Origin of the sequence: Sphingobium sp. DEHP117 (assembly GCF_030867385.1) — a bacterium.
Classification (GTDB): domain Bacteria; phylum Pseudomonadota; class Alphaproteobacteria; order Sphingomonadales; family Sphingomonadaceae; genus Sphingobium.
The window spans coordinates 278179-291464 of sequence record NZ_JAPFBJ010000003.1; the positions used below are offsets into that span (position 1 = coordinate 278179).

Below are 13286 nucleotides of genomic sequence, written 5' to 3' on the forward strand. Positions count from 1 at the left end.
GGAGCGGTGAAAGGCTTCATGCTGTGCGCTACGCCCATTGGACTGGTTCTGGGTGCAACAGCCACGCTGCAGAAGGCAAGCGCTGACGAGATCGACACCATCATCGTAACCGCCCCGGGTGGCGGCGCGGATCGTGACGACGCATTGGAAATCGACACGCAAGCAATCTCGAAGACCGGGCAGCCCGACCTGCTAGCGAGCCTCACGCGCTCGATCGCCGGGATCACCCTTCAGGACTCGCAGGGCAATCCCTGGCAGCCGAACCTTGTGTATCGCGGCTTCGTCGCCTCCCCGCTTCAGGGTCAGGCACAGGGACTTGCGGTCTATCTCGATGGCGGGCGTTTTAACCAGCCATTCGGCGACACCGTCCCATTCGATCTTCTGCCCGATGCGGCAGTGGAAAAGATGCATCTTTTCGATAGCAGCGCGGTCTATGGCCTCAACGCATTGGGCGGCGCGATCGCGATCGAAACCAAGACTGGGCATTCTGCGCCCGGCGTCATGCTGGGCGCTGCGGGCGGGCGCTACGACGCCTATGACATAGAGGGCAGTGCAGGTTGGGCCTCCGGACAGTGGAGCACATTCCTGGCGGGCAGCCTGCGGCATGACGGCGGCTGGCGCTATGAGAGCAAGTCCACCCTCTATAACGGTTATGCCGATTTCGGGTTCGATGGCGAACAGGTAGGCGTCCATATCAAGCTCGTGGGCGCGGACACCGATCTGCGCGGCAATGGCGTTGCACCCGTAGAGCTGCTCGCCGCGGACTGGAACGCGGTATTCACTGTGCCGGACCGAGCGCGCAGCCGCTATTGGCGCGCGAGCGTGCACCCATGGGTAGAATTGTCCGAGCAAAGCCACATCGAGGCAAGCATCTATGCGCAGCACCTTCGGCAGCGGACAGTCAATGGCGACGCGGCCGACATTGAGGCGTGCGAAGATCCGCTGAATGCGGGCATGCTTTGCCTGGAAAGCCAGATAGACGGCGAACCCGAGGAGTTGCTCACCGATAGTGCCGGGGCGCCGATCACGGATACGGGCGATGAGCTTTACGGCGTCCTCAACCGTGGCACGGCCCGCACACGCAGCGCGGGAATTTTGGTACAGCTTATTGACGAGCGGCCATTGCTGGGGGGCGAGAACCATCTCGCCATCGGCCTCAGCCATGACCGCAGCCGCACGGGTTTTGCCAGCTCTGCAGAGCTCGGCTTCATCGATGACGACCGGGCGGTGAATGCGCTGGGGCCCTTCATCATTCAGCCGAGCGGGTCCATAGCGCCGGTCTCGCTGAAGGCAACCACGCGTTATACCGGCCTGTTCCTCTCTGAAACGCTGCCCATCTCCCAGCGGCTGTCAGCAGAAATCGGCCTGCGGTACAATGATGCGCGGATACGCCTGCGGGACCGGATCGGCACAGCCCTCAACGGCAAGCATCATTTCAAGCGGTTAAACCCCGGCATCGAACTGGATTATGAAATCTCCAACGCCCTGACGCTGCGCGCTGGCTATGCCGAAAGCAACCGTGCGCCCACGCCGGCCGAACTCTCCTGCGCCGATGAGGGCGCCCCGTGCAGCCTCGCCAATTTCTTCGTCGCCGACCCCCCACTCAAGCAGGTTGTCGCCAAAAACTGGGAACTGGGCGCTTCGGCAGGGATCACCACAGGCGGCTGGAAACTGCATTGGCTGCTGTCCGGCTATCGCACCACCAGCAGCAACGACATCCATTTCATCGCCTCCTCAATCCGGGGCAGAGGCTATTTCCGCAACGTCGGAACCTCCCGGAGGCAGGGCTTTGAGCTGACGATGGACATCAGCCGGAGCGCGCTTGCGGTCCGGGCGGGCTATGCGTTCACCGATGCCCGCTTCCGCAGCCCTTTCACGGTATCCAGCCCAGCGAATCCTGCCGCTGATGCAAATGGCGAGATAGCAGTGAGCCGTGGCAACCACATCCCCGGCATACCGCGCCACAGCGCAACGCTTTCGGCCGACTATCAAGGCCGGGGCTGGACTATCGGTGGCGATGTTCAGCTAAGGTCAGGCCAATATTATGTCGGTGACGAGGCCAATCTCATTGGGCGCACGCCGGGCTATGCGGTGGTCAATGTGCGAGGAGGGTTCGATATCCTTCCAGGCCTCACATTGTTCGGAGAAGTGCACAACCTGTTCGACAAGCATTATGCGACGTTCGGCACTTTCATGGATGTGGGCGAGGTGCCACTCGACGAGGCACCCAATGCGAGCGACCCGCGCGCTTATGGCCCCGGCGCGCCGCGTCGCTGGCGTCTCGGCATGAAGGCGGTGTTCTGAGCGAAGTTTATTGCGTCGCGCTCTCGCTCACATCGATGCGAGGCAGCAGCGCGGCTTCCATGCGGGGATAGAAATGGCTGATGCTGCGCTGTAGCTCATAGCGCGCGGCCGCCATTCCGGCGAAGCGGTCCGGTATCGGCATGTTGCCGGCCTCGACCATGTCCAGCCCGCGCAAGATTGCATCCCCGATGCTGGTTTCCAACCACTCCAACCAGTCGCGCGTCTGGCGGATCGCGGCCGTTCCTGTGCTGTCCACCGGGCCATGGCCGGGCACCGTGATCACTGGAGACAGGCCAATCAGTGCATCTAGGCTGGCACGCCATTTGCTGAAATCGGCCTCCGGCGTCGCCGGAGCGCGATTGTGAAAGACAAGATCGCCCGGGAACAAGACGCCGCTCGTGTCATCCACAACGCAGAGATCCGCGCCGCTATGGCCGGACAACGCGATAGTGCGTAGACGGCGCCCGCCGATAACCTCGACCCCCGGCGTGAGGGGCTGGGCCGGCGTCTTGACCTCCGTGCCCCGCATCCAGTCTCCGAGCAGGCGATACATGCCATCCGAAAACCCGGGGCTGTCGCGCTCAATTTCACGGATCGTTTCCGGCAGTGCGGTTGTGACAGAAGCGGGAAATGCGCCAAGACCAAAGCCATGATCCGGGTGCAGATGGCTGACATACACACGCACGACCTGCTTGCCGGTAAGCTCCGTCGCCAGCGATTGCAAAGCGTCTCCATAGCGCAGGGAAGGACCGCTATCGAACAGCACCGCGCCCTCGGCGGTGCCGATGATGCCGATGTTGGCGATTGCGCCTCCGTTCGCCATCGCGATCGGGGCATCGTCGCCGCGCACCACCCAAATCTGATCCGCGATGCGCTCAGGCTTGAGCGCATAGATGAAGGGTTTTTGCCCATAAGCTGGAATAGCTGCCGCAACAGGCGCAAGCGCGAGCGCGCCAAGCATGGTTCGTCTAGTGGCGAGAGTCACTGACTGCCACCACCGGGGGGAATGATTGCCCCGCTCTCTACCGTAACAATCGCCGCATAGGTCCGTCCCCCCGTATCTCTCCCCGCAAGGATCAGCCGCTCACCCGCTGAGGCATTGGGCAGCACCGTGATCGATGGATCTTCGGATATGGCAGCCTGCATCTCCAGCGTGGCCAGCTCCATGCCTCGGGCGTTTCGCACGGACAGATGGTCGATGTAATAAGAAGCGGTGTTTTCGACGAGACCTGTGTCCATCGGATGTCGGAAGGAAACTCTCAGCCGGGCGGCATCGGATTTTCCCTGAATCGACCAGGCTCCGCCGCGCATTTCGCCCAGACGATCGGCCCAGTCGCCCCTGACCCTGCTCAACGGCGGGGCTGAGCACCCTCCTCCTGCGGCATCGACCCATATGCCGGAGACCAGCCACTCGCCGCTGGCGATCTGCACAGCACCGCGCACCGGTGTGCGCTGATCGAGCTTAATGCGCGTTTCGATATAGGGTTGGGCTCCGACGGGCCGATAATCCACCGCTAGCGGTATCGGGTTGAGATCCGCGAAAATCAGGATACGTCGGACACCCTCTATGCCGCGCGCGTCCACCGCGACCGGGAAGCGGTGCTGATCTTCAGCGATGACCGGCACGATGATCTTTACCCTCGGGTCAAACCGAACCGGATCTGCGCCAAAGAGTCGCGTCGCGCGATAATCCCACATCGGAGAGTTGAGCGGGTCAGCGGGAAAATCGCGCGCGGATGCGGAACCCGCCAAGCTCGCGGCAAATAGTGCCAAGCCCGAAAGCGTCCTCATCCTATTCTCCCAAAGTCCAGTTTTTAGCCTCTTTGCTTTGGCGCTAACATAGAACTTTGGAAGGATGCCGTTCCATGCCCGCTCGCGCAACCACGCTCGCTGCCATGCTGTTCCTGCTGGCCGGGAACGCCGATGGTGACTTCAACGCAGCAGGATATCGCACTGCGCATGTTCGTTCGCCCGTCAGCCGCGCGCCGGATGGAACCGCTCGAATCGCCGTGCCGGCGGCGGCCGACATCTGGCGATCACGGGAAGCGATCTTCATTGATGTGCTGCCGGCAGAAGGTGGCGCAGCTGATCCGAAGACTGGCCGATGGCGGCTGGCCGAGCCCCACAGCTCTATTCCGGGTGCATTCTGGTTTCCGGGCGCAGGGGCAGGCGAACCCCAGACGGCAATCACCTTCTGGTTCGCGAGGGGCATTGCCAGCCTGACGCGAGGGCAGAAAGGCAAGATGATCGTCCTATTCTGCAAGGCGGACTGCTGGCTGAGCTGGAACGCCGCGCGCCGCCTCGCGTCTTCCGGTTACAGCAATGTCTGGTGGCTGGCGGAGGGTGTCGACGGATGGCGAGAGGCGGGCATGCCCCTCGCCCCCGTCCGCCCGCAGATTATTTCAGCGATTTCAGATAATCGATAAGTTCCTGGCGCTTCGCTGGGTCTTTGAGTCCAGGGAAGCTCATCGTAGTGCCAGGGACCATCTCCATCGGCTTGGTCAGCCATTTGTCGAGATTGGCCTCATTCCACACCAGGCCGGAATTCTTCAGTGCGGCGGAATAGTTGAAGCCGGGGCGATGCTTGGCGGCTTTCATGCCGAAGACGCCATAGAGATTTGGACCGAGCTTGTCTTCGCCACCCTTGCTCGCATCGTGGCAGACCGCGCAACGCGCGAAGGTGGACGGTGGCGCCACCTCCGCCTTGGGCGGTTCCGGGGCCACCGGAGCGGGGGCAGCTGCCGCGATGGCTGTTGCAGGCTTTGTGGCGTCCTTGCTCTCGGCAGCGGCCTTTTCCTCCTTCTTGGTCGCTTCCTCGGGCGCGGCTTTGGCTGGCGCGGCGGCATTGCTCGCTGCATCCCCCGCGTCGAGATTCGATACATTGACAGCGGGAACCTGCCCTTCGGACGAGCTTTCGCTGCCTTGCGGCGGCTGCGCCTTCTCGGAACCTGAGCAGGCGACGGCGAGCACGGACAGACTCAAAGCCCATAAATTCATTGTGGTTTTCACGGCATCCTCCCGATCTTTACTGGGAAGTTTATGCCCAATCCCGTTGATCGGCGACATTATACCATTGGCCGATAGGGGCGAGCGCCAATAGGTGCTTCAGTCTATTTCCATAATTGCCTGTTGGGCTGACACGGCGGTTGCGGCCCTCTCTTTGGGGGCAGGATATAGGGGATGCCTGCATGATCGAGCATGAACTTCGCCGCCGGGTGGTGACCGAAATGCATCTGCGGAAATGGCCGGTAGTCCAACCTCCAAGCCTTGTTATTCAGTGGGTTCGATCCGTATTGCCAGAGGAACGGGACGAAGAAGCTCTGCACCTCCATCAGCACTCCGGCAAGGCCGACACCTCTTTGCGCCCCTCATTTCTGGAGGGCATGTTGCAGGACGGCATCATGTTCGCGTGGGAGCGGCAAAGCGAAGGCAGCAGCCTGACACTGTTCATTCCAAACGCGCGGATGGACTTCTTCATCGATCAGGCGCTCGGGCCGCAGTGGAAAAAGCTGGTGCATTGGGGTGAACACTTCCCGGGACGCGTCGTTCGCGCAACTCGGATCTGGGTCGCCGACAATGACGAGGACGCGGAAAGGGCCGTGAGCGCGGTCGGGATTGGATCTGACGAACTGGTATCATGCATGATCGCGAACCGCGCACGGCTGTGGTCCGATTTCAGGATCCACGCCGACGGCTATGGTTCGCTCGTTATCGCGGCGAACGGAGCTGATCCACGAGACCTGTCCCGGTCGCTGCAACGGCTGCAGGAACTGGGCAATTATCGCAACCGCGCGCTCTTGGGGCTGCCGATAGCGCAGGAGAACTGGCCCAAGCTCAACGAGATCGAAACACGGCTGCAGGAGATATCGAGCCACCTCTCAGACCCAGACCGGACCGACGACAGCCTGTTAATGGAGATCAGCGAAATACAGGGCAGGCTGACTGCGGTCGCAACCGCAACGAACTTTCGCATGAGCGCAACCGCTGCCTACGCGACTTTGGTAGAGGAGCGTCTGGACGAGCTGGCGTCGAGCTCGATTGAAGGCCACGCGTCACTGGTGGACTTCACCCAGAGAAGATTCCGCCCCGCGGTCAGGACATGCGCGGCTCTAACCAGCAGAGTTAAGACCTTGTCCGCCAGGGCAGGTCAAATTACCTCGCTTCTGCGCACCAGGGTCGAAACCCGCATCGAAAACCAGAACGCCCGGTTGCTCCGCTCGATGGAAAGCAGCACCAGACGGCAACTTCGCCTGCAGGAGTTGATCGAGAATTTCTCGATCCTCGCCCTCAGCTATTATGCGGTCGGCCTTCTGCACTATATTCTCCATGGCCTGACCAGCCTGTCGGAAGAAACCAAGACCCATGTCACCGCAGCGCTGGTGCCTATCGTTCTTCTCATCATCTGGCTGTCGGTGAAGATGGTAAAGCATCGCTTCGTCGACCAATCAGACTGAACCATCTGCAGAGCCTGCAAGTTTGATTTTGACGTTCGGCTGTCCATTTCGCCATGGCGGCGGTTCGCGCGGAGTCGGTTGAACCGCTCAATGACGCGACAACGTCATTCTGCCGTACCCCGTCTAACCCATCACCGAAGATGCAGGCAAAGCAGAAGAGCTCCACTTCAACAAATGCTGACAAGCCGAACGCCAACTTCGCCGGGAGTGCATCTTGCCCTGCCCTTCGTCCATCTCGATTACGTTGGATATCAGACCCTTATTATATTGTATCAGCGAGTTTGCGGACGGTGCATTCAAACAATGATGGCTTTATGGTACATGGATCTATAACGCCCAAGTGTGGTTCCGACATCCACGCCTTCATCATCCGGAGAGCCTTGTACCATGCATGCAGCATCCGAGCCGTCTTTGCTGGGTGAAGCTGTCCTTCTGCTCGGATTCGCGCTGGGCTTCGTTCTTCTGTTTCGCCGCCTGGGCCTGGGCGCAACGCTGGGTTACCTGATCGCAGGTATTGTTGTGGGTCCAAGAGTGCTGGGACTTGTTGGTGACGCCCACGCCAAAATGGGTGTCGCCGAGCTGGGCATCACTCTCCTGTTGTTCATAGTAGGCCTTGAGTTGAATCCCTCGCGGCTCTGGCGGATGAAGCAGGAAATCCTGGGTATTGGTCTGGTGCAGGTCATAGCATGCGGGCTGGCGGTATCCGCTGTGATAGCCCTTGTCGGGTATTCCGCTGGTGCAGCGGTTGCACTTGGTTTACCACTGGCGTTGTCCTCGACTGCTCAGGTCTTGCCGATGCTGCGTTCGTCCGGTCGGCTGCGCACACCCTTTGGCGAGCGAGCTTTTGCGATCCTGTTGTTCCAGGATCTCTCGATCATTCCCCTGATCACGATAATAGCAGCATTGAGCCGCAATCCTGCGGACACCGCAGGAACACCGGGGTGGCAGCTCGCTATCTATACAGTGCTGGCCATAGCCGGGCTGATCGCCGCCGGTCGTTTCGTTATCCGTCCGCTGTTCCGCCTGATTGGCAATCTGGGTGAACGCGAGATGTTCGTGGTGGCGGCGCTGTTTACCGTCATCGGTTCCGCCGCTTTGATGGAGCTTTTGGGGCTCTCGACGGCGCTGGGGGCATTCGTTGCCGGCGTGATGTTGGCGGACTCGCCTTACCGGCATGAACTGGAAGCAGATGTAGAGCCTTTTAGATCGATCCTGCTCGGCCTGTTTTTCCTCACTGTCGGCATGATGCTCGATCTTGGCGTGATCGCCGCGCGGCCGCTATTCGTCATCGGCATGGCCTTCCTGCTTATCGCCGTGAAGACACTGGTGATCTTCGCTATCGCCCGTTTGGCAAAAATGCCCTGGCGCAGTGGGCTGGCGCTTGGCCTGCTGCTCAGCCAGGGCGGTGAATTCGGCTTTGTATTGTTTGCCCAGGCGCAGTCTGCCTTACTGATCGCGCCGGAGAGCGTAAGCCTGTTCGGGGCTGTCGTGACGCTATCGATGGCGACAACCCCATTTCTGATGGCGGCTACGCGCAATCTGCGCTCTGTACCGGCAAAACCAGACGAAGCGCGCGATGGGCCCAGCGTAGACGGTGCGAACGCGATCATTGTGGGCTATGGCCGCTTCGGCCAGACGGTCGCACAGATGCTGATCGCCAGCGACATTCCCGTCACCCTCATAGACAATGACATCGAAATGATCGACGTGGCGGACAGCTTCGGCGCTAAGGTCTATTTTGGAGACGGCACTCGGATCGAGCTGTTGCGGCAGGCAGGGGCGGATGAAGCCGAGTTGATCCTGTTCTGCATCGATGGCGATCAGTTATCGGCCGAGTTTGTGGAGAGCATCCATGAAGCCTTTCCTAACGCGGCAATTTACATCCGCGCCTATGACCGCAGGGCCGTGATCAAGCTGCAGGCTACTCCCGCGAATTATATGGTCCGTGAAGTCATGGAATCTGCGATCAAGATGGCGCGTATGGCGTTGGATGCAGTGGCTGTGAGCGAGGAAGCCATTGACCGGGCGGAAGACATGTATCGCGCGCGTGACCGCGAGCGGCTGCACAAGCAGGTCGAAACGGGCGATTTTCGTGCAGCTCGCGACCGTATCCTGGTGCAACCGAAGAGGACTGATTCGGCGAGCGCCTAGTGGGGTGGATTTGAAATTCGTTACATAATGGGGCGAGAGCAGAACGAATTTCAAATCCTTAAACCCCACTAGAATCAAGAGTTGCTAGTGACCTTTTTGAATCTGAAGTCCGCTCTGCGCCATCCAGATAATGTGGCGGACTTCAGATTCGGGTCACTAGGGCGGATCGACATTCAGATGATGACGTGCCGGAGTCGTAGACGACCGCAGGACAAAATGTCGGTTTTCCGTGACCCGGAGCGCAGCGTACTTAAGGTACGTGAGCACCGGAAGCGCGGGGGACCGGCATTTGCAGGCCGTCAGGGCTGAATGTCGATCCGCCCTAGAGTGGCAGTCCGACGTAATTCTCCGCGATCGCGGTCTGCGCCGCGACCGATGAGGCGATATAGTCCAGATCAGCGAGCTGCATTCGTCGGTCAAACGGCGTCTGACCCGGGAACCGATGCATGAGCGTGGTGAGCTGCCAGGAGAAGCGTTCGGACTTCCAGACGCGGTTCAGCGCCTTGTCCGAATATCCCGCGATCGCATCATTGTCATTCTTTCTGAAGAAAGCGACCAGCGCGTTGGTCAGATAGGCCACGTCCGAAGCGGCGAGATTGAGCCCTTTCGCGCCCGTTGGCGGCACAATGTGTGCGCTGTCCCCAGCAAGGAACAGGCTGCCATGGCGCATCGGCTCGAATACGAAGGAGCGCAAGGGCGCGATCGACTTCTCGATCGCAGGGCCGCGCGTGATGTGTGCCGCCGCATCGGGCCCGAGGCGCACGGCCAGCTCGTCCCACAGGCGATCATCTGGCCAGTCCTCGATCTTCTCGTCGAGCGGCACCTGGATATAATAGCGGCTACGCACATGGGAGCGCATAGAAGCCAGCGCAAAGCCGTTGGCGTGGTTGGCGTAGATCAGCTCATGATTGCAGGGCGGCACATCGGCGAGAATGCCGAGCCAGCCGAACGGATAGACCTTCTCAAACGGCCGCGCCACGCTCGCGGGCATCGCCTGGCGCGACGGGCCATGGAACCCGTCGCAACCTGCGATAAAGCGTGCATCAATCCGGTGTTCAACGCCGTCCTTCGTGAAGGTTACATAGGGCGCGTCACTCTCGATATCGTGCAACGCTACATCTGCCGCGCCGTAGAAGACCTGTAGCCCGCGCTCCTCAGCCGCGTCCATCAGGTCGCGCGTCACCTCGGTCTGACCGTAGACAGTCACGTTACGACCGGTCAGCGCAGCGACATCGATACGGATCAGCCGTTCCCCATCCGCCAGGTTGAACCCATCATGCAGCTGTCCCTCGGCATTGAGGCGCTGGTCGATGCAAAGCTGGTGGAGCAGGTCGGTCAGCGTCGTCTCAAGCACGCCGGCCCGGATGCGCCCCAGTACATATTCCGCCGTAGCACGCTCGACTACAGTTACCTCGATACCTTCCGCACGCAACAGGTGGCCCAGAAGCAGGCCGGCAGGACCGGCACCGATGATGGCGACTTGGGTACGCATGGGTCTGTTCCTCTCCACTCGAACCGGGAAAATTCAATTAGAGTCATCCTGCTTGGCCTACGCAGCGTTGGACATGGCGGCTCGAACGGATTACTTGGATAATTGAACGGATATGAAACCAGCCGCCTCTCCTCCCGCCCCCGCCTCATTCTTGCCGGTTCCGGCCTTCTATCTCTATGGCGAACCGCAGCGGGACGTGGACAAAGGGTTTGTCCATGTGGAAAGCCTCGAGGATCGGTCACGCCCCAGTGAATGGACGATCGAACCGCACGTCCATCGCGAGCTGGCGCATATCATCCTGATCGCCGAAGGAGGCGGCGCGATGCGTGCGGAGGGATATGATATGCTTTTCGACGCGCCCTGCCTGCTCTTCGTGCCGGCGGGCATTGTCCATGGCTTCCGCTGGGTTTCGGAGTCGAGCGGGTTCGTCATAACCCTTGCCGTGAGCTATCTCGCCGATCTGCTGGCGCGCCATGCCGATCTTGCCCCCCTCTTCGCCACTGCACACGTCGTCCTTTTGTCTTCTGAACATCATACCAGGATCAAGCGCGCGATCGCCGAGATGGACCGTGAACTAGGCTGGAAAGCGCCGGGCCAGCGCGCCGCGATCGAGACCGAGCTACTGTCGATCATGACATGCAGCCTGCGCCTGATGGGATCGCTTGCTGAAGCGCCCACGCCCCCCGCCCAGCACGCCACCCTTGTCGCACGCCTGCGCGAGCGGATCGACGCACGCTTTCGCCTGCGCGAACCCGTGGGCGACTATGCCGTCGCGCTGGGCGTCAGCCCCACCGTGCTGCGGGTCGCCTGCGCCAAGGTGGCGGGCCGCAGCCCGGCGGCAATGCTCGACGATCGCGCGTTGCTGGAAGCATGCCGGCTGCTGCTTTATTCAAACCTGACAGTCGCCCAGATTGGCTATGCGGTGGGGATTGAGGATCCCGCCTATTTTTCACGCTTTTTCACGCGCCACATCGGCCAGCCGCCGCGCCGATATCGTGCCTTGATGTCGTCAGACGAAAGAAGCGCTGTAACCGGCGGGGAGAATTAGCAGACGGCTCTAATTACCCTGATAGCGCCCAGAGTGGGCCCCCGCTTATCTCGTTGGATGGAGGGTGCGACCCTATCATCACAGCCGCATATTTGTTGGCGGGCGCATCGATCGAGACACCCTCGGGATGTTGGTAGACGAGTCCCCGCAAGACTGGCTGGATGCGCGCTTGGGCGGCCGGCGAGCCGGGGCTTTGGCGGAGCGCAGATGCGCCTTGAGTTGGGAAAAGGCCATTTGCCCTGCGGCCTTCGGCCTCCATTCAGCTTCGCTTCCAACCGGGTTGAGGTCAGGGCTGTGAGTGGCAAGGCCAGGAACCAGATCGACAGGCCTCAATACCTCGTTGACAGCGATGTCATAATTTGGCATTTCGGCGTAATACTCCGTTCGGAAGGAACGGGAACATGAGTTCGAGGGGGCCTTGCAAGATGGCGCGCGGAAGTGAGCGGAGAGCAAGAAACACGCGCATGACTGGCTCGCGAAGTGCAACTCTCGCCGGTCTCGGCGTGATGGGCTTTTGGGCAAAGCGCATACCGTTACGCTCCTCGCATCCACTTGCGTCGGTTCGGCAGCTGTCAGGCCATATTGCCGCCACATCAGTCTGTTTCGACAATTCCGGCGACAAAGGTCGCGCGCATAGGAATGCAGCCTACATCCACACCCATTCGGCCCCGGGTCAAGATTTTACGCACACCGCAACCCACCGTCTCGCCCGCCCGAGACGGACTGGAGACTATCGCCCGCTTGGTCACTGCACCGACCAGCGGGCGATAGTCATCCTCCCGCATCGAGCCGATGTCAGCTCCCGGGTCCCCATACACGCTGCCATGGACCTGACTTTGATATGATGCGAGACATTATTGCCGTCGATGTGGGCGGAACGCATGTGCGTTTCTGCCGAGCGTCTTTGGACGCCGCTAATACACCACAACTCGGACCGGTGCATAAATACAAGGTTGCGGATTTTCCGAGCTTGCCCGATTGCTGGCGGCGGTTCGCAGCTGATGACGGCATGCCGTTGCCCACAGCAGCCAGTATAGCGTTCGCCGCGCCAGTGAGAGGCGAACGGATCAAGCTCACCAACAGCAATTGGCTGATCGTGCCTGCGACCCTCGCGCAAGAACTGAGCGTTGACGACCTGACACTTGTCAACGACTTCGAGGCGGTCGGTCACGCAATCTCGCGCCTGCCGATGCACCAAATGGAGCTGTTGTTCGGTCCGGATATCCCGCTTCCTGCCCACGGCGCCGTAACAGTGATCGGCCCGGGAACCGGGTTAGGCGTTGCGCTCATCGCTTTTGCCCAGAGTCGACCTATCGTGATCGCCGCAGAAGGCGGACACATGGATTTCGCCCCGCTAGATGCCATCGAGACGCGATTGCTGGAGCAATTGCGCGCCGAGCACGGACGCGTTTCCGCGGAAAGGCTGGTTTCAGGACCGGGGCTCAACGCAATCTATCGTGGTCTGGCGCTTATCACGCGGGCCAACATCGACATGCTGGACGATGCCGCTTTATGGGCAGCGGCCTTGGATGGCAGCAACCCCTTGGCGAGACAGGCACTCGATCGATTATGCATGTGTTATGGTTCGGTTGCGGGCGACCTCGCCCTTGCACATGGGCCCAGCGCTGTCGTGCTGGCCGGAGGCCTGACCGCGCGGATGAAGGAGCTGCTTCTGACCAGCAACTTTCACGCCCGCTTTATCGCGAAGGGTCGCTACGAAAATCTGATGCGCGGCATCCCCATCCGCTTCGCCGCACATGATGATATCGGGCTTTTTGGCGCGGCCGCAGCGTTCGGCACCCGTTTTTGACGCCCATTCGCCAGGCCGCTTCGCCGC

At 60.7% G+C, this 13286-nt stretch carries 10 protein-coding genes; 6 read left to right on the top strand and 4 right to left on the bottom strand.

The window, feature by feature from the left end:
* Positions 1-18 precede the first annotated feature (18 nt).
* Positions 19-2304 carry a TonB-dependent receptor domain-containing protein gene (locus OOT33_RS13935; RefSeq protein ID WP_307751004.1) on the top strand — a complete coding sequence of 762 codons (2286 nt, stop codon included), beginning with the start codon at positions 19-21 and terminating at the stop codon, positions 2302-2304.
* Positions 2305-2311: 7 nt separating this feature from the next.
* Here OOT33_RS13935 and OOT33_RS13940 read toward each other — a convergent pair whose 3' ends face one another.
* Together OOT33_RS13940 and OOT33_RS13945 are read right to left on the bottom strand one after the other, a co-directional pair.
* Positions 2312-3265, bottom strand: a complete 954-nt coding sequence (locus OOT33_RS13940; RefSeq protein ID WP_307750626.1) for a quinoprotein relay system zinc metallohydrolase 1 — start codon at positions 3263-3265, stop codon at positions 2312-2314.
* Between the two features lie 20 nt (positions 3266-3285).
* Positions 3286-4095, bottom strand: a complete 810-nt coding sequence (locus OOT33_RS13945; RefSeq protein ID WP_307750628.1) for a quinoprotein dehydrogenase-associated SoxYZ-like carrier — start codon at positions 4093-4095, stop codon at positions 3286-3288.
* Between the two features lie 74 nt (positions 4096-4169).
* Between OOT33_RS13945 and OOT33_RS13950 the strand changes: the two genes are divergently transcribed.
* Positions 4170-4730, top strand: coding sequence for a rhodanese-like domain-containing protein (locus OOT33_RS13950; RefSeq protein WP_307750629.1), 561 nt, complete (start codon positions 4170-4172; stop codon positions 4728-4730).
* Here the strand turns inward: OOT33_RS13950 and OOT33_RS13955 are convergent.
* Positions 4702-5313, bottom strand: coding sequence for a c-type cytochrome (locus OOT33_RS13955; RefSeq protein WP_307750630.1), 612 nt, complete (start codon positions 5311-5313; stop codon positions 4702-4704). The genes OOT33_RS13950 and OOT33_RS13955 overlap by 29 nt on opposite strands.
* Positions 5314-5492: 179 nt before the next feature.
* On the opposite strand from OOT33_RS13955, the gene OOT33_RS13960 reads away from it, so the two are divergent.
* On the top strand, positions 5493-6758 hold the full coding sequence (locus OOT33_RS13960) for a DUF3422 family protein (protein WP_307750631.1): 1266 nt from the start codon (positions 5493-5495) through the stop codon (positions 6756-6758).
* Between the two features lie 387 nt (positions 6759-7145).
* Positions 7146-8909, top strand: coding sequence for a cation:proton antiporter (locus tag OOT33_RS13965; protein WP_307750632.1), 1764 nt, complete (start codon positions 7146-7148; stop codon positions 8907-8909).
* 322 nt (positions 8910-9231) lie between these two features.
* Here OOT33_RS13965 and pobA read toward each other — a convergent pair whose 3' ends face one another.
* Positions 9232-10401, bottom strand: a complete 1170-nt coding sequence (pobA, locus tag OOT33_RS13970; protein ID WP_307750633.1) for a 4-hydroxybenzoate 3-monooxygenase — start codon at positions 10399-10401, stop codon at positions 9232-9234.
* Between the two features lie 112 nt (positions 10402-10513).
* Between pobA and OOT33_RS13975 the strand changes: the two genes are divergently transcribed.
* Both OOT33_RS13975 and glk read left to right on the top strand, forming a co-directional pair.
* Positions 10514-11449: a helix-turn-helix domain-containing protein gene (locus OOT33_RS13975; RefSeq protein WP_307750634.1), complete on the top strand. Its 936-nt coding sequence runs from the start codon at positions 10514-10516 to the stop codon at positions 11447-11449.
* A gap of 844 nt (positions 11450-12293) precedes the next feature.
* Positions 12294-13259 (top strand): glucokinase, encoded by a 966-nt coding sequence (gene glk / locus OOT33_RS13980; protein WP_307751007.1) that lies wholly within the window; start codon positions 12294-12296, stop codon positions 13257-13259.
* Positions 13260-13286 lie beyond the last annotated feature (27 nt).

Coding starts and splice junctions, on each gene's coding strand:
- OOT33_RS13975 (WP_307750634.1), top strand. CDS start 10,514: ATGAAACCAGCCGCCTCTCCTCCCGCCCCCGCCTCATTCTTGCCGGTT.
- OOT33_RS13950 (WP_307750629.1), top strand. CDS start 4,170: ATGCCCGCTCGCGCAACCACGCTCGCTGCCATGCTGTTCCTGCTGGCC.
- OOT33_RS13960 (WP_307750631.1), top strand. CDS start 5,493: ATGATCGAGCATGAACTTCGCCGCCGGGTGGTGACCGAAATGCATCTG.
- glk (WP_307751007.1), top strand. CDS start 12,294: ATGCGAGACATTATTGCCGTCGATGTGGGCGGAACGCATGTGCGTTTC.
- OOT33_RS13935 (WP_307751004.1), top strand. CDS start 19: ATGCTGTGCGCTACGCCCATTGGACTGGTTCTGGGTGCAACAGCCACG.
- OOT33_RS13965 (WP_307750632.1), top strand. CDS start 7,146: ATGCATGCAGCATCCGAGCCGTCTTTGCTGGGTGAAGCTGTCCTTCTG.
- OOT33_RS13940 (WP_307750626.1), bottom strand. CDS start 3,265: ATGCTTGGCGCGCTCGCGCTTGCGCCTGTTGCGGCAGCTATTCCAGCT.
- OOT33_RS13945 (WP_307750628.1), bottom strand. CDS start 4,095: ATGAGGACGCTTTCGGGCTTGGCACTATTTGCCGCGAGCTTGGCGGGT.
- pobA (WP_307750633.1), bottom strand. CDS start 10,401: ATGCGTACCCAAGTCGCCATCATCGGTGCCGGTCCTGCCGGCCTGCTT.